Origin of the sequence: Dawidia soli (assembly GCF_018598185.1) — a bacterium.
In the GTDB taxonomy this organism is placed as follows: Bacteria; Bacteroidota; Bacteroidia; order Cytophagales; family Cyclobacteriaceae; genus Ohtaekwangia; species Ohtaekwangia soli.
On record NZ_JAHESC010000013.1, the window covers coordinates 119,157 to 138,943 of the forward strand.

14 protein-coding genes are annotated in these 19,787 nt (G+C 48.3%); 10 read left to right on the top strand and 4 right to left on the bottom strand.

Annotated elements, in window-relative coordinates; genetic code table 11:
- Nucleotides 1-9: 9 nt before the first annotated feature.
- The 5 genes from nosZ to KK078_RS11065 all read left to right on the top strand — a co-directional run bounded on the left by nosZ (nt 10) and on the right by KK078_RS11065 (nt 5,821).
- Nucleotides 10-1,995 (top strand): Sec-dependent nitrous-oxide reductase, encoded by a 1,986-nt coding sequence (gene nosZ / locus KK078_RS11045; RefSeq protein ID WP_254090332.1) that lies wholly within the window; start codon nt 10-12, stop codon nt 1,993-1,995.
- Between the two features lie 84 nt (nt 1,996-2,079).
- A complete protein-coding gene (locus tag KK078_RS11050) occupies nt 2,080-3,105 on the top strand; it encodes a nitrous oxide reductase accessory protein NosL (protein WP_254090333.1) in 1,026 nt (341 codons plus the stop codon).
- Entirely contained in the window at nt 3,102-4,334 is a 1,233-nt protein-coding gene (locus KK078_RS11055; RefSeq protein WP_254090334.1) for a nitrous oxide reductase family maturation protein NosD, read from the top strand. The genes KK078_RS11050 and KK078_RS11055 overlap by 4 nt, the downstream gene beginning before the upstream one ends.
- Entirely contained in the window at nt 4,321-5,049 is a 729-nt protein-coding gene (locus tag KK078_RS11060) for an ABC transporter ATP-binding protein (protein WP_254090335.1), read from the top strand. The genes KK078_RS11055 and KK078_RS11060 overlap by 14 nt, the downstream gene beginning before the upstream one ends.
- 4 nt (nt 5,050-5,053) lie before the next feature.
- Nucleotides 5,054-5,821: an ABC transporter permease subunit gene (locus KK078_RS11065; protein ID WP_254090336.1), complete on the top strand. Its 768-nt coding sequence runs from the start codon at nt 5,054-5,056 to the stop codon at nt 5,819-5,821.
- A 108-nt stretch (nt 5,822-5,929) separates the two neighbouring features.
- On the opposite strand, the gene KK078_RS11070 is transcribed toward KK078_RS11065, so the two are convergent.
- Both KK078_RS11070 and ric read right to left on the bottom strand, forming a co-directional pair.
- Nucleotides 5,930-6,544 carry a Crp/Fnr family transcriptional regulator gene (locus KK078_RS11070; protein WP_254090337.1) on the bottom strand — a complete coding sequence of 205 codons (615 nt, stop codon included), beginning with the start codon at nt 6,542-6,544 and terminating at the stop codon, nt 5,930-5,932.
- A 269-nt stretch (nt 6,545-6,813) separates the two neighbouring features.
- Nucleotides 6,814-7,542: an iron-sulfur cluster repair di-iron protein gene (ric, locus tag KK078_RS11075; RefSeq protein WP_254090338.1), complete on the bottom strand. Its 729-nt coding sequence runs from the start codon at nt 7,540-7,542 to the stop codon at nt 6,814-6,816.
- Nucleotides 7,543-7,949: 407 nt separating this feature from the next.
- Here ric and KK078_RS11080 point away from each other — a divergent pair, with 407 nt between their 5' ends.
- From KK078_RS11080 to KK078_RS30790, 5 genes are all read left to right on the top strand, one after another.
- Entirely contained in the window at nt 7,950-8,843 is an 894-nt protein-coding gene (locus KK078_RS11080; RefSeq protein WP_254090339.1) for an AraC family transcriptional regulator, read from the top strand.
- 298 nt (nt 8,844-9,141) lie between these two features.
- Nucleotides 9,142-11,691: a protein kinase/lanthionine synthetase C family protein gene (locus tag KK078_RS11085; protein WP_254090340.1), complete on the top strand. Its 2,550-nt coding sequence runs from the start codon at nt 9,142-9,144 to the stop codon at nt 11,689-11,691.
- 59 nt (nt 11,692-11,750) lie between these two features.
- Nucleotides 11,751-12,170 carry a MauE/DoxX family redox-associated membrane protein gene (locus KK078_RS30785; protein WP_394370558.1) on the top strand — a complete coding sequence of 140 codons (420 nt, stop codon included), beginning with the start codon at nt 11,751-11,753 and terminating at the stop codon, nt 12,168-12,170.
- Nucleotides 12,171-12,181: 11 nt separating this feature from the next.
- Entirely contained in the window at nt 12,182-13,273 is a 1,092-nt protein-coding gene (locus KK078_RS11090; RefSeq protein WP_254090341.1) for a hypothetical protein, read from the top strand.
- 176 nt (nt 13,274-13,449) lie between these two features.
- Complete coding sequence (locus KK078_RS30790) at nt 13,450-13,785, top strand: DUF6520 family protein (RefSeq protein ID WP_394370559.1); 336 nt, start codon at nt 13,450-13,452, stop codon at nt 13,783-13,785.
- Between the two features lie 1,694 nt (nt 13,786-15,479).
- Here KK078_RS30790 and KK078_RS11095 read toward each other — a convergent pair.
- Nucleotides 15,480-18,329, bottom strand: a complete 2,850-nt coding sequence (locus tag KK078_RS11095; protein WP_254090342.1) for a M16 family metallopeptidase — start codon at nt 18,327-18,329, stop codon at nt 15,480-15,482.
- Nucleotides 18,330-18,361: 32 nt separating this feature from the next.
- Nucleotides 18,362-19,768, bottom strand: a complete 1,407-nt coding sequence (locus KK078_RS11100) for a RagB/SusD family nutrient uptake outer membrane protein (RefSeq protein WP_254090343.1) — start codon at nt 19,766-19,768, stop codon at nt 18,362-18,364.
- Between the last annotated feature and the right edge of the window lie 19 nt (nt 19,769-19,787).

Here is a 19,787-nt window from a genome sequence, read left to right on the forward strand (position 1 = left end):
TATACTTCCATGAAAACAATCAATCGAGTTCTATTCGGAATGCTGGCCGTCGCGGCCGCGTTCTCCGCGCAACGCTGTAAACCTTCCGGCCCCGAGCAAGCCCTCACCGGCGACGCGGCCAGCAAGGTATACGTTGCGCCCGGTAAATACGACGAGTTCTACAACGTCGTCTCCGGAGGCTTCAACGGCCAGATCGGCATCTACGGATTGCCCTCGGGCCGTCTCTTCAAAATTATACCGGTGTTCTCCACCTTTCCCGAAAACGGCTACGGCTACAGCGAAGAAAGCAAGCCCATGCTCAACACCTCGCACGGCTTTGTGCCGTGGGACGACCTGCACCACATCGCCCTGTCCACCACGCAAGGCGAGCACGACGGCCGCTGGGCCTTCGCCAACGGTAACAATACGCCGCGCGTGGCCCGCATCGACCTGCGCACCTTCAAGACCGCCGAGATCCTCGAGCTGCCCAACAGCGGCGGCAACCATTCCTCGCCGTTCATTACCGAAAACACCGAGTACGTCGTGGCCGGCACGCGCTTCAGCGTGCCGATGGGCGACAATACCGACGTGCCCATCAGCTCGTATAAAAAGAACTTCCGCGGCACCGTCAGCTTCATCAAGGTCGATACCTCCGGCCGCATGAACATCGCCTTCCAGCTCGTCACGCCCGGTGTCAACTTCGACCTGGCCCGCGCCGGCAAAGGCCCTTCCCACGGCTGGTTCTTCTTCTCCTGCTATAACACCGAGCAGGCCTATACCCTGCTGGAAGTGAACGCCTCCCAGAAAGACAAGGACTTCATCATGGCCGTCAACTGGAAGAAAGCCGAAGAATACCTGAAGGCCGGAAAAGGGAAAACCGTCAAGGCTGAATATGCCCACAACACGCTGGACGAGTCTACACACACTGCCACCTCGGAGATTCTCCGGGAAGTACTGCAGCTCGACCCGCTGGAGCTCAAGGACATCATATACTTCATACCCTGTCCCAAGTCACCCCACGGCTGCGACGTAGACCCTACCGGTGAATACATCATCGGCAGCGGCAAGCTGGCCGCCCTCATCCCCGTGTTCTCGTTTGCCAAGGTCCAGGAGGCCATCGCCAAACAGGACTTCGAAGGCGACTTTGCCGGCATCCCCGTCATCAAGTACGAGTCCGCCCTCTACGGCGAAGTGCAGAAACCCGGCCTGGGCCCGTTGCACACCGAGTTCGACGGCAAAGGCAATGCCTATACCTCTATGTTCGTATCGTCGGAGATCGTCAAGTGGAATATCAAAGACCTGGCCGTCATCGACCGTGTACCGACCTATTATTCCATCGGCCACCTCTCGGTGCCCGGAGGTCCTACCCGCAAGCCGCATGGCAAGTATGTAGTCGCCTATAACAAGATCACCAAAGACCGCTACCTGCCCACCGGGCCGGAGCTTACGCAGTCCGCGCAGCTGTACGACATCAGCGGCGAAAAGATGAAGCTCATCCTCGACTTCCCTACCACGGGCGAGCCACACTACGCCGAGGCCATCCCGGCCGGCCTCATTACGCCCAGGTCGGTCAAGATCTTCAAACTGGAAGAGAACAAGCACCCCTATGCCGCCCTGGGCGAAGCCAAGACAAAGGTCGAGCGCAAAGGCAACGAGGTGCACGTATACATGACGGCCATCCGCTCACACCTCACGCCCGACAACATCGAGGGCATCAAACAAGGCGACGATGTATACTTCCACGTCACCAACCTCGAGCAGGACTGGGATGTGCCGCACGGCTTCGCTGTCAAAGGCGCGCTGAACGCGGAGATCCTCATCATGCCCGGCGAAACCCAAACGTTGAAATGGAAGGCCGACAAAGTCGGAATATTCCCCTACTACTGCACCGACTTCTGCTCGGCCCTGCACCAGGAAATGCAGGGGTACGCACGCGTATCCGCGCCCGGCAACAACGTACCGTTAAAATATTCCACCGGCAAAATCGAAGATCAGACCAGCGGCGCAGCCCAGTAGCAAAGCATCATAGTTTGAAGGTTGAAGGCCCCTGTTCCCATCGATAGCTATCGGGGGAACGGGGCCTCATTTAAACACAGAGATATGAAGACGTTAAATCCCTTTTCCAGGATCGCCCTGGTCCTCTCGGCCGGCATGCTGCTGGCCGCCTACTACGTGCCGCTCTGGCAGATCCTGATGTGGGCGCCGCAATACCCCGAGGGCCTCGAAATGAAGATCTGGATCGACAACATCACCGGCGACGTAAAGATCATCAGCGCCCTCAACCACTACATCGGCATGAAACACATCGAGGTGAGCATGTTTCCCGAGTTCGGCTATATGAAATACATCGTCGCCGCCGTCATCGGCGCCGGCCTGCTCGCGGCCGTCATCAACAAACGAAGCGCCCTCGTCGGCTATGCCCTGCTGCTGCTCGGCTGCGGCGTGGCCGCCCTGGTAGACTTTTACCTCTGGGGGTATAACTATGGCCACAACCTGGACCCTACCGCGCCCATCGTCGTGCCCGGCATGTCCTACCAGCCGCCGCTGCTCGGCACCAGGCAGCTCCTCAACTTCACCGCCTTCTCCGGACCGGCCACCGGCGGGTGGATCTTTTTTGCCTCCGCCCTGCTGGCCTTTGCCGCCGTCGCGCGCGAAGTGTGCCCGCTCCGTTGGCAAACGCACCGCATCACCGCTACCCCTGTCGCCGCCCTGCTGCTCAGCTTCGCCCTGGCATCGTGCACCGTCGGTCCCGCGCCGATCCAATACGGCACGGACGCCTGCCACCATTGCAAAATGACGCTGATGGACCCGAAGTTCGGCGCCGAGATCGTGACCCGCAAAGGCAAAGTATATATCTTCGACGACACCGGCTGCCTGGTCTCGTTCTTACACGCCGGCGAGGTCAAACCCGCCGACATCGCCCACACCCTCATCACCGACTTTACCACCGGCACCCTGGTCGATGCCGCGGCGGCCTTTTACCTGCAGGCCGACGCCGTCGGCAGTCCCATGGCCAGCAACCTCGCCGCCTTCGCCCACCGCGCCGACCGCGACGCCTTCCAGAAGACCTGGCACGGCGCCTTCCTTACCTGGCAACAGGTCACCACCCAAGCCGCCCATCCATGAGACTGATCCTGCTGCTATATTTACTACCGGTACTCCCGCTGCTGGGCCGCACGGTAACCGTCAGCAAGACCGGCCCGCTCACCAGCCTGAAGCAAGCCGTAGCACAGGCACAGCCGGGCGATACCATCCGCGTGCAGGCCGGCACCTATGCGGAAGGCAACATCGTCATCGAAAAATCACTCGTGCTGCTCGGCGAGCACTACCCCGTGCTCGACGGCCGGCATAAAGATGAGCTGCTCACCGTGCACGCCCGGAACGTCATCATCCAGGGCTTCCGCTTTGTGCACACCGGCATCTCCAGCATCCACGACCTGGCCGGCGTCAGGATCCTCGACTCCGAGGCCGTCCGCATTCGCGGAAACCAGTTCGATGACACCTTCTTCGGCATCCACATCTCCAACTCCTCCCACTGCCGCATCGAAGACAACACCCTGCACGCGCAGGTTCGGGTCGAGCACCAGGTCGGCAACGGTATCCACCTCTGGAAATGCCAGCACATGACCCTGCACAACAACCGCGTGCACGGCCACCGCGACGGCATCTACTTCGAGTTTGTCACCAACTCGCTGATCACCGAAAATTACAGTGAAGGCAACCTGCGCTACGGCCTGCACTTCATGTTCTCCCACAACAACGAGTACCGCCGCAACACCTTCGAGAACAACGGCGCCGGCGTGGCCGTCATGTATACCTATGGCGTGAAGATGCTCGACAACACCTTCGCGCACAACTGGGGTTCGTCCGCCTACGGCTTGCTGCTCAAAGACATCCGCGACAGCGAAGTACATCACAACCGGTTCATCCAAAACAGCGTCGGCATTTTTATGGAAGGCTCCAGCCGCATCCGGTTCACCCAAAACGAATTCGACGGCAACGGCTACGCCGTACGCCTCCAGGCCAGCTGCGACGACAATACCTTTCAGCAAAACAACTTCCAGGCAAACACCTTCGACCTGGCCACCAACGGCACGCTGGTGCTCAACCACGTCGACGGCAACTACTGGGACAAATACCAGGGCTACGACCTGGACAAAGACCACATCGGCGACGTGCCCTTTCACCCCGTCAGCATGTACTCCATGGTCGTCGAGCAAATGCCCGCGGCCGTGCTGCTGTGGCGCAGCTTCCTGGTGCTGCTCATGGACAACGCCGAAAAGGCCATCCCCGCCATCACGCCCGAAAACCTGAAAGACAACTCACCCGCTATGACACCGCATGATCTCCATTAAGAACGTACGCAAAACCTTTGGCAAGCTCACCGTGCTCGACGGCATCGACCTCACGCTCACCGCCGGCCGCTCCTATGCGCTGGTGGGGCCCAACGGCTCGGGCAAGACCACGCTCATCAAAAGCATCCTGGGCATGGTGCTGCCCAGCGCCGGGGATATATACTTCGACGGCACCTCCATCGCGCGCCACTGGCAGTACCGCGAAAAGATCGGCTACATGCCGCAGATCGGCCGCTACCCCGAAAATATGACCATCGGCCAGATCGTCGACATGATGAAGAACATCCGCACCGGCGCCCACACACCCGACGAAGAGCTCATCGAAAAGTTCAAACTCGCCGGCATGTACAGCAAACGCATGCACACCCTATCGGGCGGCACACGCCAGAAAGTAAGCGCGGCGCTGGCCTTTCTCTTCCGCCCCCCCGTCCTGATCCTCGACGAGCCCACGGCCGGGCTGGACCCCGTGTCCGTCGAGGTGCTGAAAGAAAAGATCCTCGCCGAGAAAGAGAACGGCAAGCTCGTCATCGTCACTTCGCACATCCTCAGCGACCTCGACGAGCTCACCACCGACCTGGTATACCTGTTCGAAGGCCGCATCCATTTCAACGACACGATCGCCGCCCTCAAAGCCGACACGCAGGAGCCCCGGCTGGGCCGCGCCGTCGCCACCATGATCCGCCAAAAACAATTACAGGAACCCGTTCAACATTAAGCCTATGCGCCGCATCATCCAATACGTTCTATACGACATCCTCCGCACGCGGTTCATGCTGCTGTATACCGCGCTGCTGTTCATCAGCACGCTGGCCATGTTCCAGCTCGACAACGATCCGTCCAAAGTGGTCATGAGCCTGCTCAACATCGTGCTCATGGTCATCCCCCTGGTCGGCATCGTCTTCACCACCATCCATTTTTATAATTCCTACGAGTTCATCGAGCTCATGCTCGCCCAACCCGTCGACCGCAAAGTGATCTTCCTGGGCGAATACATCGCAGTAGCCTGCTCGTTAAGCATCGCCTTCCTGCTCGGCTGCGGCCTCCCCATCCTCCTCTACGGCGCCACCCCCGCCGCCATCACCCTGCTGTGCTGCGGCACCGTGCTCACGCTGGTATTCGTCTCGCTCGCCTTCCTGGCCGCCGTCCTCACCCGCGACAAAGCCAAAGCCATCGGCGTAGCCCTCCTGTTCTGGTTTTATTTCTCCCTGATCTACGACGGCTTCTTATTATGGTTCGTCTACGCCTTCAGCGACTACCCCCTCGAAAAGGTCACCCTCGCCCTCATCGCCCTCAACCCCGTCGACCTCGCCCGCGTCATCATGCTCCTCCAGCTGGACATCTCCGCCCTCATGGGCTACACCGGCGCCTTCTACAAATCCTTCTTCGGCAGCCACACCGGCATACTCCTCTCCACCACGCTATTAGCCGTATGGATCGCCCTCCCCTGCTACCTGTCATTACACATCTTCAGTAAAAAAGATTTATAGGAAGAATCAGCGCGAGAGCAAAAAAAAATTCTGGCGCCGGTATCTGACCGGTGCCTCGTACTGTGTCCGACTACTGGCGGATGGGGGCGGTCTCCCGACCGCCTTGATTCAAAACCGGATCTTATGATCGAGCAACGACAACTTCTTCTCCTTCTCCATTTTCTTCACCGTTCTGATCACCGTCTCCACCCGCAGCCCGGTCATGTCGGCCAACTGCTGCCGTGTATACGGAATAATCACGCCAGCATCGCGCCCCGTAGCATTCTTGGATTTATAGTGCTTCAATAGCGAAAGGATCCTATGCTCCGGCTCATAACTGGAGATCTCCGACAACACCATAGACTTATACCGCAGCCGCTCACACAACACCCCGTCCATTTTCAGGTGCAGGTCAAAATTTTCTTTGAGCATCTGGAAAAAATAATCCGCCGGCAGCTTCCACACCTGCGAAGGCTCGAGCGCCGCCACATTCCCGGGGTACGGAAACTTACCGATCAGCGCCGGCTCGCCAAAGCTTTCTCCCGCGCAAAAAATTCCCTGGATAAACTCCTGCCCCTGGGGGTTCACAATAAACATCTTCACCGCGCCGCGTTCCACCTGCAAGTAGTCCGTCGCCGCATCCCCCTCACACACCAGCATCTGATCCTTCCGAACCGACACCAGCTTCGCATGATACTGCATCAATATCTTCTCAGGAAACACTCTTCTTTTTCGTTTACCCATAAAGCTAACAGTAAAGCATGTGTCTAATCCTGACATCCATCACCCCACCCACTGACATATTACTCCCATCGCAGCATTGCGCGCACAGCGCACAATACCCAAGGGGTTGTAGGGGCAACGCCCCTACACACCAGCGTCTGGTTCAAGTCTTAGCCCCGTCTCGGGGCGGAGACTTGGACCCAGCATGGCGGGGGGTCTATGACCCCCCAACGGTACCGTCGTAACCCGTGCCCACTACATCGCTCACCTGCCAACGTCTTACCCATACCTCACACCCACGCCCTCTTAAACCTTTCAAACAAAATATTATTCTCCAAATGAATATGCCTCATCAAATCCTCATCAAACTCCCGCAGCCGTTGAAACGTAATCCGAAACGTCGCACACGCAAACTCCGGCGGCGTATAATTCGCCGACAGCGCCCGGATCTGCTTGATCAGATTCCCGGCCGCCTCATGCTCATCCTCCATGGCCGCGATCGGCGCCTGCAGCATCCGCTCGATCGGATGTTGATGCTCCGGCACTGCCTCCGCCTCCTCCAGCCGCTTGATCGTCGGAAACAAGATCAGCTCCTCCTTCTCCATATGCGCCGACAGCTCCTCCGCCAGCGCCAGGAACGCCTCCCGGATCGGGATCAGCGCAGGCGTATCATGCCCATGCCGCTCGCACACCCGCTCCGTCAGGGCGTCCAGCTCCGGTATAGCATGGCGCACATACGCATGGTGCTGCTGCACGATAAAGTCCGCCAGCAACGCAGACCCCCACGTCTCCGGCCGCAGCACCTGTCCACCCGCCGACGGCGCCGCCTGCCGGATCTCCGCCGCGATCATCACCGGGTCCAACCCCACGCGCACACACGCCTCTTCCAAACTGCGGTGTCCCCCACAGCAATAGTCAATATTATACTTTGTAAACACCGACAAAGCCCCCGGGTGATCGATCGCCCATTGCGCCACCGTCGGCACCCCGCCTTCCGCAGCCATAGATTGAATATTCATAAGCATTTTTAGTTATACACCAAAAATACCCGCAGCCCCCCCGTGCCCCTATGACCTCAATCATACAACTCATAAAACTTTGCCGGCATCCTCAAGATCTGGCGCCGGTGTTGCGCCCAGCGAAGCGCAGGCGTGTCACCGGTGCCCAGTATGGTGGCGGTCTCCCGACCGCCTTACGGTAACGTCGTAACCTGCATTACCATACAAGAACACAGCCCACGCCGACACCAAGCCCAAGGCCCATCCTCAAAACTATACTCTTCCCCAATATTCCATTTCACTATCAGCCACTTTCATTTCACTATCAGCCACCCCGATACTTTTTTGGGGAAACCTTAAAAATCCGTGCCCTAAAAATTGTAGAAGGCCCTCTATATACGTTATATTATATACTATTCCCCCCACCCATGAAAAAGGATGACATCACGACCCTCAAAATTCCGTCTCCTGATTCCGGGACGGAGTTAGAAGTTGCCTTCCTCCGCTTCGCGCAGGACCAGGCACAAAAGATCCGTTTCCGTTTCCCCGCGTTCGCCGGCATCATCGTCAACCACGCCGGCTACCTTACCCTCGACCAGGGCATCCACACCACCGCCATCCTCGAAGGCACCTACCAGCTGCTCCACACCCTCGGCGGCTGGGCAACCATCACCCTGGGCGCCGGTAGTCATAGTATACTCTTCATCACCATCCCCGCCGACTTCCTCACCCCCTTCGAGTCCACCTACCCCGACGCCGTCCTCGACTTCCGCAACGCCATCGTGAACAGCAAACCCTACCGCGCCTTCACCGAGCCCCGCCCCCTGCCCACCGGCATGAAAAACATTGCCACCATGCTCTTCACCATGCGCCTGCCCGACGACCAAAGCCGCACCCCCTTCCTGTGCCAGCTGGTCACCTCGCTCATCATGCTGCACCTGCACCAGGTCCCCCGCAAGTTCAAGCTCACCCCACCCAAACCGCCGCCACATACCGACACCGTGGCCCTCGCCGCCCACGAGCTCCTCACCGCCCAATACGACCGCCCCTGGACCGTCGACCTCCTCGCCGACACCCTCGGCGTCCGCAAACGCAACCTCGCCTTCCGCTTCAAGACGGCATTCAACACCACCCCCATGCAGTACCTCGCCGACGTCCGCCTCACCACCGCCTACAAAATGCTCATGTCCACCGACACCTCCATCGCGGTTGTCGCCAAACGCGTCGGCTATAAATTCAGCAATGACTTCACCCGCGCTTTCCATAAGAAGTTCGGCCACCCGCCCATCCAGGCCAAGCAACGTTTTTTCCCGAATTCGTAAACCCTCTTAGCTATAAAAAGACTCCGTCAAAGATAATATCCCTACCCCTTCTGCTAGGCCGATTGTATGATCTTTACTCTTGCTAAGCCGATAGCCCGAGTGATCAGTAACTACCGGCCGAGTCTTTACATACACAACAATTCCCGCGAAGCCCGAGGCCTGGTTCACTGTTATATCTATCTACCGGTGACTAACAACACGCAGTGCCGCCAGGTCTCTACGCTTCGTTTTGCAGTTAGACCGATATGCCCCAAACCGAAAACCTTCAACGGAATCGATGCGCTAAAATTATGAACGTATGTATGCACAGAACACTATATCGTTAACACAGATCAACAAGAATGACTTCGGCCGATTGCTTCGGTTGAAGAATATTAAGTTTAAGGAAGCTGACCAGTATTATTATCAGGTGGGGACAGTTAAGCATACAGAAGGATGGGTCTTGCATGTTTCAGTTATTAAGAATCAGATAACCTCCCTGCTGAATACCGTGCTTCCGCTGCTTATTAAAGAGAAAATAGCATTCAAGATCGTTCGCGATGTAAACATAGCGTCTACAATGAATGATGGACTTCTGGGAAACATACAAATCGGAAAAATTCTATGCCTGTATCCAGAAAACAAAGACAAGGCTAACGATCTCGTACAAGCGCTTATAACATTGACCCTTCCATTTACAGGGCCCGCTGTCTCAACAGATGCCAAACTTAGCGGAAATGTATACGCTAATTATGAATATCTAACACCTGGAACGCATGAACTTCCCGTTCCGTTTCGAATGCCAAAAGGACAACAATGGTGTTTCCAGAAAATTGCACAGCCCGCCGCAAGCGCTTCAAATATCATCCATAGTTCGTACCTAATCCGTGAAGTACTAAAGACAGACACCAAAGGAAACGTACTAAAGACGTTATGGCTTAACGGGTTTTGGTTCAAAAACTGCATCCTAAAAGAAGGGTTACACGATATGCTCAGCGATAATCATGGTCGGGATATGAGAGATCGGCTACGCTGGCAATTTACGCTTCAACAGAATCTACAGAAGCATCTAAGAGTCCCAAAACCATACGAGCTGTTTGAAGAAAAAGGCAACGTGTATATCTCTATGGAGATAATTAAGGGAAAACTGTTACAAGAGGTAATCAGCATTGTGAATGAGAATGTCATCTGGCCCGCACTTACGCTGGATAAAAAGAACCTCCTATTGAACTATTTAATTCAGCTATTAAACACAGTCAACATATTACATAACGTTGGCATCATTCACCGAGACATTTCTCCAACAAACTTCATGATTGACCGAAATAACAACCTAATCATGATTGACTTTGAACTGGCATATGACTATAAAAGGGCCGTACCATCTCCACCATTTGATGCGGGAATTAATTGCTTCACGTCGCCAGAAAGATCCCCTGAAAGGGAACCCACAATACAAGAAGACGTCTATAGTCTAGGAGCAATGATGTTCTTATTCTTCACGAATATGACCCCCAAACACAGTTCGGATTCAAATCATTTAGCTGAAAACCTAAATTACCTAATCGGCGATGCACAAATCGTACAGCTTATTATAAAATGCTTGGACACAAATCCTAACGAAAGACCGTCGCTCAATACCATAGTAACACAAATAAAAGAATATCAAAACAACCTAAAAGCGTCACAAAATATCCGGCATCCAGAAAATAGGAGACCAAGTGAAATACAAATAAATCATCTTATTACAGATAGTCTCCGTGCACTCAGCACACCTCTATTCACGGGATCAGACAAAATATGGCATTCGAGCATTATCGAAAATGGCAAACAAATTCAGCCGGGGATCTATTCTGGAATTAGTGGAGTTCTCTACACACTAGCAATCGCCAAAAAAGAAGAAATTTCTGTAAAGAGTTTGTCATCAATCTATAGTGAGAATTATCGTTACCTAACATCTAAATATCTATCCCAAAATGGGTTAAAAAGACCCAGTGGCCTGTTTACCGGTACGGCCGGAGTCGCATTATATCTATCCAAAGGAATGGAAAGCAAACTAACTCCTTCCACATCAGAGAACCGAGCAATCATAAGAGACTATCTGGACTGCTTATCGCTTGATGCAAATCTGGCCACAGGGGCAGCAGGAAACGGAATAGCTGCCTTACAGTGTGATCAATTCCTAGACGAACAGATGCTAAAAAAAGCACTTCAAGATTGCCTTAATATCCTGATCAAAACGCAACAATACGATGGCTCCTGGATAAATAACGGAGAAAAAAAAACAGGATTTTCAGAAGGTGTTGCCGGGATAATAATTTTCCTACTTGAATACTATCATCGCTACAAAGATGAGGAGTCTAAGGCATCCGCCACAAAAGCGCTAAACTGGCTTTGTAAAAAAATGGCAAGGCAAAATGGCAACCCCATCTGGCCGATCAGTGACAAAAGAAGAAACGCAAGTCCGTGGTTAACCGATGGATTTAGCGGCATCGCGCTATGCATGATCCGCGCCTACAAAATACTACAAGATGACCGCTACAAAAACCTGGTAGAGGGAACACTGCGCAACATCCCATTCTACCTTGTAGTCAACAATCTAAGCATTGCAAAGGGAATCTGCGGAATTGGTCAGGTATATCTGGAGGCGGCAGAAATATTCAACAATAACGAATGGCGTGAACGTGCCGACTGGATTGCTCAGGTAATTATCCGTAGCGGCTATTCGCAAGCCGACGGGTCGCGCTATTGGGCGGTCGATAGCGCCAAATCGGTGAGTGCAGACCTAATGACAGGAAACTGCGGCGTGATACATTTTCTAATGCGCTATCTGTATCCCGGCAAAATCAGTTTTCCACTATTACCATAACAACAGACCAAGATAAACAGACACATATGAAAACCATAAAAATAACCAGGTCAATCATAATGGACATCATTTTAGTTCTCTACATGGTGCTATTCCTCTATGCAGCGCTCATGAAGCTTTTTGACTATCAAGTCTTTCAGGTCCAAATCAGCAGATCGCCCCTGATCATGAATTATGCCGCGACATTGGCATGGTTTGTCCCGTCAATCGAAATTATCGCTGCAATCCTCTTATTCATACCAAGGACACGACTGGTGGGGCTCTTTTTTGCCTTCTCTATCATGTTCGCATTTAGCGCCTACATTGGGTATATGCTAATATTTAGCCCCTCCCTACCATGTTCATGTGGCGGAATTTTGAGCCATATGGGGTGGACCGAGCATTTGATCTTTAACATCTGCTTCACACTGTTAGCCGCGCTGGGAATCGGCTTACAAACAAAAACAACGAAATCAGCACCTCATGTTTCACTATCTTAAAAGATAGAACAATGAATCGAAAATATACATTAATAATGGCAGCTTGCATTTTATCGATATCTGCAATGCTATTCATACTGTATTCCTTCTCCCCGATAAATGAGGAAATATACAGAGGAAATTTTAATAGAAAGTTTCTAACAAACTATCCTTTAATCAAGGTAGCCGAGAAAAAACTGGATGCCGGCGATTTTTATATATCCGGAGTTACAAAAGAGCGCGTATATGTTACCAGTCGATCAAGACCCTTTAACATTACAATAGCCGATAGTGATTTATCCAATCTCACAAAAAAGAGAATAACATTGACTGGAATAGATAGCCTCAAAGAACCCTATCAATTTAAAACCAACGTCGAACCACCGAATTTCACATTAACCAACGGGGTCATGGCACTAATCATGCAGGGTGACACTATTAACTGGACCGCTAAAAAAATATTCAAAGACACCATACCATACTACTTTGATGAAGCCATCCCAGCTTATAAAAATTCCTTCGCTCTTAGATCGTTAAGTACCCGATATAATGAGTTTGACCTAGCAATAAGAAATCCAAATGATACACCAAGTTTCAAATTTAACCACACAATACTTGAAAAGCAGATCGACGGACAAATATGCATATCTGGAAACATGGTCTACAACAAACAAATAAATAAATCAATCTATGTTTACACATACCGAAATCAATATCTTATAATCGACGAAGACTTCAAAACAATAAACCGACTAAACACGATAGATACATTCAAAACGGCACACCTCGACATCGGAAACTCAAAAGATGGAAGCACTAAAATGCTGGGGGGATCATCATTCGTTACGAACATAAAGAGTTGCTCATATGATAAATACCTTTTTATAAATTCCAACGTTCTGGCAAAAAATGAAGATCAAATCACCTTCCTTCAATCTAGTGTAATAGATATATATGACATAGAAAAGGGGGAATATCTGAGTAGTTTCCATATACCAAACTACTTAAACAATCACCTTTCAGACTTTATGATCGTTGAGAATCACTTGACAGCGATATTCGGAAAGCATTTAGTGGTTTATGAACTCGACAAAACAATATATCCGGATCCAACCAAAATATAAAATATAGCCATTAAAAGATAATCAAGCACCAAAGTCTCTCTCTATTGACAAAAGTCTGAATATTAGGTGTTAACCAGCAAGACAAGCAAACAAATAAACGTTAAAACTTTGAACTTAAATAGAACCCTCTTAGCCGTGTGATCGCGTAAAATCATCCACTTTAAACGTTAAAAATTATGAACATCAAAAACGTAGTCCTCGGAATTGTCTCCCTGGTCCTTGCGACAGGAAGCGCCTTCGCATCGACATCTATGGCAACGCCGGAATTTATCAACGTACTCTATGTTGGAGACACCGATTGGGTTTGTACAAAAGTCCCTACCTGCTCACCCGGAACGACTTTTGATTGTAGGGTACAAGTGCCAACGGTGAGCGGCCCAGTGGTTACAAATGTCTATGACAATAATACACCGCCTACAACTTGCTCTTTGCGAAGAAAAACAGACATTATAATAATTATTATAATTATTAAACCTAAGATAATTGCTGGTGCTCGCAATATCACGAGTTAAAACAAACTAGACGGAATTATAAATAAGACCATAGCGAACGATATAAATATAAACTCTAAAGTCGTATTAGGAATAGCTTCGCTTATGACATCCAAAAATCTATTACCGTCAAATAACTAAAGATCTTTATCGATGAAGTCAGGAATAGTAGCTGAACACCTGGATAAACCAAGGTAAGCAAACAATTAATTTAAACACAAAAATTATGAACATTAAAAACGCAGTTCTCGGAATCGCTTCCTTGGTCCTCGCGACAGGAAGCGTGTTTGCATCGCTACCTCTGCTATCGCCAGAGTATATTAATGTGCTCTACGTTGGAGCACCTGATTGGGTCTGCACAAGAGTTCCTACGTGCCCAGGTGGAACTTTTGACTGCAGAGTGCAAGTACAGACTACCAGCGGCCCCGCATCGGCTATTGTCTACGACAACAATACTCCGCCCACAACTTGCTCTATGCGATTAAAATCAGATACACCAATTCCCGTTCCAGTTAGTAAACCTAAACAAATTGTTGCAGTTCGCAACATTGTTAACTAGTTAAATATCAGTAGTCTGTTGAAGCCTCAACAGACTACTGTAATACATAAAAACTTACCTCTCCGACTTTTGCCATCCTTAAAAATCATCCTGTCTAAACGTTCAAATTATGAACATTAAAAACTCCGTTCTCGGAATCGCTTCTTTGCTCCTCGTGACAGGAAGCACGTTTGCATCGCTACCTCTGGCACCACCAGACTATATTAATGTGCTCTACATCGGAGCAACTGATTGGGTTTGTACAAGAGTTCCTACGTGTCCCGCTGGAACTTTGGAGAGCAGAGTGCAAGTACAGATCACCAGCGGCCCAGCAATAGCAGTTGCTTACGACAACAATACTCCCCACAACTTGTTCTGTTTGATTAAGATCGACTTTAGCAACTACAGTTCCAGTTAGTAAACCTAAACAAATTGTTGCAGCTCGTAACATTGTTCCTTAGTTAAACAAAAAACTTACCCGTTAGCACATTCCAATTGAAAATATAATATATCTCAACCATCAACAGAACCAACATCCACAAAAGTAGCTCAGCGAATAAAACCAAACTACTCAAACTTAAACAACCACTTATCAGACTTTGCGCTCGTTAAAAATCATCCTATTTAAACGCTAAATTATGAGCATTAAAAAACGCAGTTCTCGGAATCGACTCCTTGGTCCTCGCAACAGCAAGCGTGTTTGCACAGCTAGCTCTGGTATCGCCAGACTATATTAATGTGCTCTACGTTGGAGCAACTGACTTGGTCTGTACAAGAGTTCCTACGTGCCCAGGTGGAACTTCTGACTGCAGAGTACAAGTGCAGACTATCAGCGGCCCAGCAATAGCAATTGTCTACGACAACAATACCCCTCCTACAACCTGTTCATTGCGACTAAGAGGCGATCGCCCAATCCCCCTCAAATCAGTAAACGCAAACAAATTGTCGCCGTTCGCAATATTGTTCCCTAGAGCACATGTGAAAGGTTGCAGGATTCCACAGAAACAATACACCGGCAAACTGTTCTGTACAACCCAAACAAACAGCCTATTCACTCCAATAACCAAACCTAAAACAATAACTACCATTCGAAAATATTTGTCCCGTCGTTAGTAATCAGTAGTCGATTGACGCTCCAACAGACTACTTACATTAAGCTAACTAAATATAACAAAATCTAATTCATCGTTTCGCTGGGTAATAATATAAAAATCTGACGGTTATTAACACCCAAAGAACTACGAATCAATGCCCGAACACCTTCCACCTCCACATTTTTTAAAATCCTATCTTTGCCTAAAGATTGAGTATCCAAACGATTACCCAAGGCAATTGCCATCACCTCTTTGGAATAATCGTCATTATACAACCTGGATTGCGATCCAACCAGTGAAACCGAAGTATCAAGAGAATTTTGGTTAATACCATTTTCTACTAACATCTGAAATTCGTCAATAACACCGCGAATCATATTTTGCTCATTTCCCAATTCACAATAAAAGTGAACACCAATTCGAAAGACAATCGAGTCATCTGACATTTTTTCATGATTGAAGTAAACCATAGGATTAAAAACTCCCCCTTCCTTAGTCCTTAATCTATCAATAACAGACCTCCTGAATGATTCCGTTACAATTTCTAAAGCATGAATATTATTTATATCATCTTCAATAGCACACGTACTGGTAAAATACATATAAGCTTCAGCCATTTTCTGCCTGCCATGATAAATTACAGTATCCATTCTACTACAGTCAAAAGGATTATATCCGGAACGTATCCGATCCTTCGTTCCTCTTGGAATATTACCTAGATACCGAATAATGAGATCTCTCAGCCTTTCATCATATATATACTCACCAGAAACAGAAAAAACAAAATCAGAAACACCAGAGAATCTTTGACCATAGATCCGCAAAGCGTCTGCAAGACTGATACTTTCCACGTCGTCAGGTGAGAAAGTGCTCTGATGATGTGTTAAATTATTCACTACCGTTCCAAAAAAATTGCCAGAAGAAAAGTACATACTTCTAAGCTCAGATTTTTTTGTCATTCTCCAATCCTTAAACGCATTATCATCTTTTCTTGGTGATGTAAAATATAGATACACCGCCTGCAACATGATTTCAACATCATTAATACTAGATTTACCAATAATACTTTCCAGACTATCCCCAATAAATGGAGACACATACACATTCTTCGTTTTTAGAAAATCCTCGAGTTGAAATTTATCAAAGTCACCAACGCCGCAATGCCTAACTACACTCACCGCATTGTCACATACAATTTTCTGTTTACCTTCATAAAGCTTACTACCTCCATAACTAAAACCGTTCAGCATAATCATTTTAGATTGACCGTCAGCAACCAATCGTCTGGGCGGAAATAACAATACCTTTACGCCATTACTCAGCTCCAAAGTTTTTATCGAATCATACAAACATTTCTCCGAAAACATCAAATCATCTGAAAATGTATTTATCACTTCCGTATCAATTAAAGATATTTGATCATGGGAAACAGTATCCATGGAGGCAATGTCACTTATCCTCCTCACCTCCTTTCCCCACTGTAAGAAATCCGATTGACGCGGGAGATGTTCTTTTCCTTCTGACGGACCAATAACTATAATATCAGGCATACTTCGCGTTTGTAGCCACGACTTTAGAGAATTATTAATTTCCTGCAAAGTCAATTTATCAACCAATTCTTGAACCAAATTCCGTGCATAGGTGACGTCCGAAACAAACTTACCAGTAACGAAATGATCTATACATCTTCCTACCTGATAGCGAATGCTAGTAAAATCTGCACTAGCAAAATCTTTTAAAAGAGATTCCCTAGCAACGCGAAGCTCGCCGGCTGAAAAGCCAAAGCGCCTCAAACGTTCCAGCTCAGCGAGCCCCTGCTTGAAGGCTTCTTCCATTTGAGAAGAATCATCCAGTGCGGCCCTTAATGTAAAGAAATCCCACCCGGATTCGTAGGCATTCTTGACTATCCAACTGTTTACACTGGGAATATTATAACGTCGCGGAATATTTCTGAATCTATTGCCTAACAACACATTTAGCAACTCATCATTAACAAAAGTCCTATAATCACCATGGGTCTTCATTTGGTTCATTATAAATTTACGTTTATAAAAGAGATCCAAACTGATCGACGTGATGGTTGATTTCGTGGCACACATAAAATTATCGCTATCCGAGTCAGTCAAGTTACTAATATTATATTTACCAGTTCCTCTTCTCCTTTCGTATGCTCTTAAATCAGAAAAAGTCGCCACGATATTTTCCTCCATTTTCTTGGTATCAACATCTCCTATAATAATAACCGCCTCCAACTCCGGCCTATACCAGTCGTGGTAAAATTGCAAAACAGATTTCCTATCAATCTTCCTAAGGTTCGCTTCCACATTATTAAACTCAGTATCATCAAACTCAGACTTAAATTTTTTACCGCCCTCGATCGACATTGCCACGGGATTTAGCCCATTCTGAGAAAATCTGCCTTCTTCTATAACCGCGCCAATCTGTGCACGAATTCGTGCCGAATCAAAGGTCATATTCTGTGCCCAATCACGTAAAATTAGAAGGCTATTTGCTAATAGACTCAAATCGCTATTGGGAATATTCAGTATATAACCGGTTTTCGACGGTGCAGTAAACGCTGTAATCTGATCACCAAAAAGCATTCCCTTCTTTGAGGTATATCTGATTATACTATCTAATGGAAAATTCGCGGTTCCTTCAAAAGCCAAATGTTCAATCAAGTGGGCAATCTCCTTTTTGTCCGCTGGTTCGTGTTTCGTACCTACTTTAACAATTAACCTCAATTGGATAGTCTGAGTATGATCGGTGGACTTTTTTATATAATACCTGAACCCATTCTCCAGTTCGCCTATTTTCAGGGTCGTATCTACGGGTAGTTGGGCACTGGGGTTAAACTTACCAATGGACTGGCCATTCGAACCGTATACAATACAGCCTAAAAAACCTAAAATAAATGTTAGACTTTTATTCATTTTAAAGATTGTAAAAGTTGAAACTAGTAACATCAATATCCGGGATTCTGACTGCCCAAGGACCTATTTCTCTCAAACTCAGATTGCGGAATAGGGTACAGTTTCGCATCATAGGAATACCCATCGTTTCCAGACAATATCTGATCTGCTCTCCTTGTACGTTTTAGATCCATCCAGCGGTGTCCCCATTCCGTAAACAATTCTACCTGCCGCTCGTGCTCAATGGCGATAATCAAATCTCCCTTACTAACACTTGGATTAAAATCCGAAAACAGCGGAAGCATGGCTCTATTCCGAATAGAGTCCAGATCTGCAATGGCACCCGCGAGATTCCCCTGAATCGCACGTGACTCTGATCTAATTAAGTAAATTTCAGCTAATCGAAAGACCATACTATATTCCAGCAAACTGCCATAACTTATTCTATACTTAAACGGATAAAAGAAATCAGCGCTATCCGAGGCAAGCAAATTAACCCATCTATCCATTCGTAAATCGTTTTCTTCGAACGACTGCAGTAATTCATTCGTGATGGCGAAGGGATTATATGGCGATATGTCAGGTGGAGCATCTAATAAAAAAACTTCCGCCTCGTTTGTATTATATGACGGCAACGACGGCCGCAGTTGCCAAATCGCTTCCCGGCTATCGCTTAAAAATACCTCATCTAAATTATCCAATAACTCATACCTTGAGTCCTCAATAATATCGGTCGCCTGTAATTCGGCATTCTCATGATCTCCGGTATATAAATATACACGTGATAACAGCGTAGTTACGGCACACCTATTTGGTCTTGTTCTTGAATTATTTAGGTATTCATTTGACACCAGTGATTGGGCTAATCTCAGATCAGATATGATAAACCGATATACATCACTAACTTCGTTCCTCGACAGAATCGAATTTGAAAGATAATCAGTAGTATTAACTATCGGTACCGGGCCGAACAAATTGACTAAATAAAAATAAGAAAATGCTCGAATAAAAAGAGCTTCCCCCAGAAGTTGATTTTTTAAATCCAACGCCAACCCGGAAGATTTATTCAACCCTTCAATTACATTGTTAGCTCCATAAATAGCATAATACATCGAAGTCCAAAGGGATAAAACATTGGTGTTAGTGGGCATGACCTTGTACTTCTCAAAAGCTAAGTACTCAGCATCATCCGGGTAATAATTTAACTCGCCGCCAGACATGGCGCACAGGCCAGTTACACTACGATAACTACCACTCGCGAAGCTTCCTAACGTATTGTACATATCGCTATATATTCCTGTAACGGCCGATGTCGCAGTGACCGGATTAGAAAACACAGCATCCTTGGTAATTTGCGACTTTTCAACATCGACTTTTAGAAAATCATCACAACTCATAGTGACTATAAATACAATTAGAACAAAAATCGTAAAAACAATATTATATCCTGAATTACTCATAAACAATCAATTATTGTAT

Coding starts and splice junctions, on each gene's coding strand:
- nosZ (WP_254090332.1), top strand. CDS start 10: ATGAAAACAATCAATCGAGTTCTATTCGGAATGCTGGCCGTCGCGGCC.
- KK078_RS11050 (WP_254090333.1), top strand. CDS start 2,080: ATGAAGACGTTAAATCCCTTTTCCAGGATCGCCCTGGTCCTCTCGGCC.
- KK078_RS11055 (WP_254090334.1), top strand. CDS start 3,102: ATGAGACTGATCCTGCTGCTATATTTACTACCGGTACTCCCGCTGCTG.
- KK078_RS11060 (WP_254090335.1), top strand. CDS start 4,321: ATGATCTCCATTAAGAACGTACGCAAAACCTTTGGCAAGCTCACCGTG.
- KK078_RS11065 (WP_254090336.1), top strand. CDS start 5,054: ATGCGCCGCATCATCCAATACGTTCTATACGACATCCTCCGCACGCGG.
- KK078_RS11070 (WP_254090337.1), bottom strand. CDS start 6,544: ATGGGTAAACGAAAAAGAAGAGTGTTTCCTGAGAAGATATTGATGCAG.
- ric (WP_254090338.1), bottom strand. CDS start 7,542: ATGAATATTCAATCTATGGCTGCGGAAGGCGGGGTGCCGACGGTGGCG.
- KK078_RS11080 (WP_254090339.1), top strand. CDS start 7,950: ATGAAAAAGGATGACATCACGACCCTCAAAATTCCGTCTCCTGATTCC.
- KK078_RS11085 (WP_254090340.1), top strand. CDS start 9,142: ATGTATGCACAGAACACTATATCGTTAACACAGATCAACAAGAATGAC.
- KK078_RS30785 (WP_394370558.1), top strand. CDS start 11,751: ATGGACATCATTTTAGTTCTCTACATGGTGCTATTCCTCTATGCAGCG.
- KK078_RS11090 (WP_254090341.1), top strand. CDS start 12,182: ATGAATCGAAAATATACATTAATAATGGCAGCTTGCATTTTATCGATA.
- KK078_RS30790 (WP_394370559.1), top strand. CDS start 13,450: ATGAACATCAAAAACGTAGTCCTCGGAATTGTCTCCCTGGTCCTTGCG.
- KK078_RS11095 (WP_254090342.1), bottom strand. CDS start 18,329: ATGAATAAAAGTCTAACATTTATTTTAGGTTTTTTAGGCTGTATTGTA.
- KK078_RS11100 (WP_254090343.1), bottom strand. CDS start 19,768: ATGAGTAATTCAGGATATAATATTGTTTTTACGATTTTTGTTCTAATT.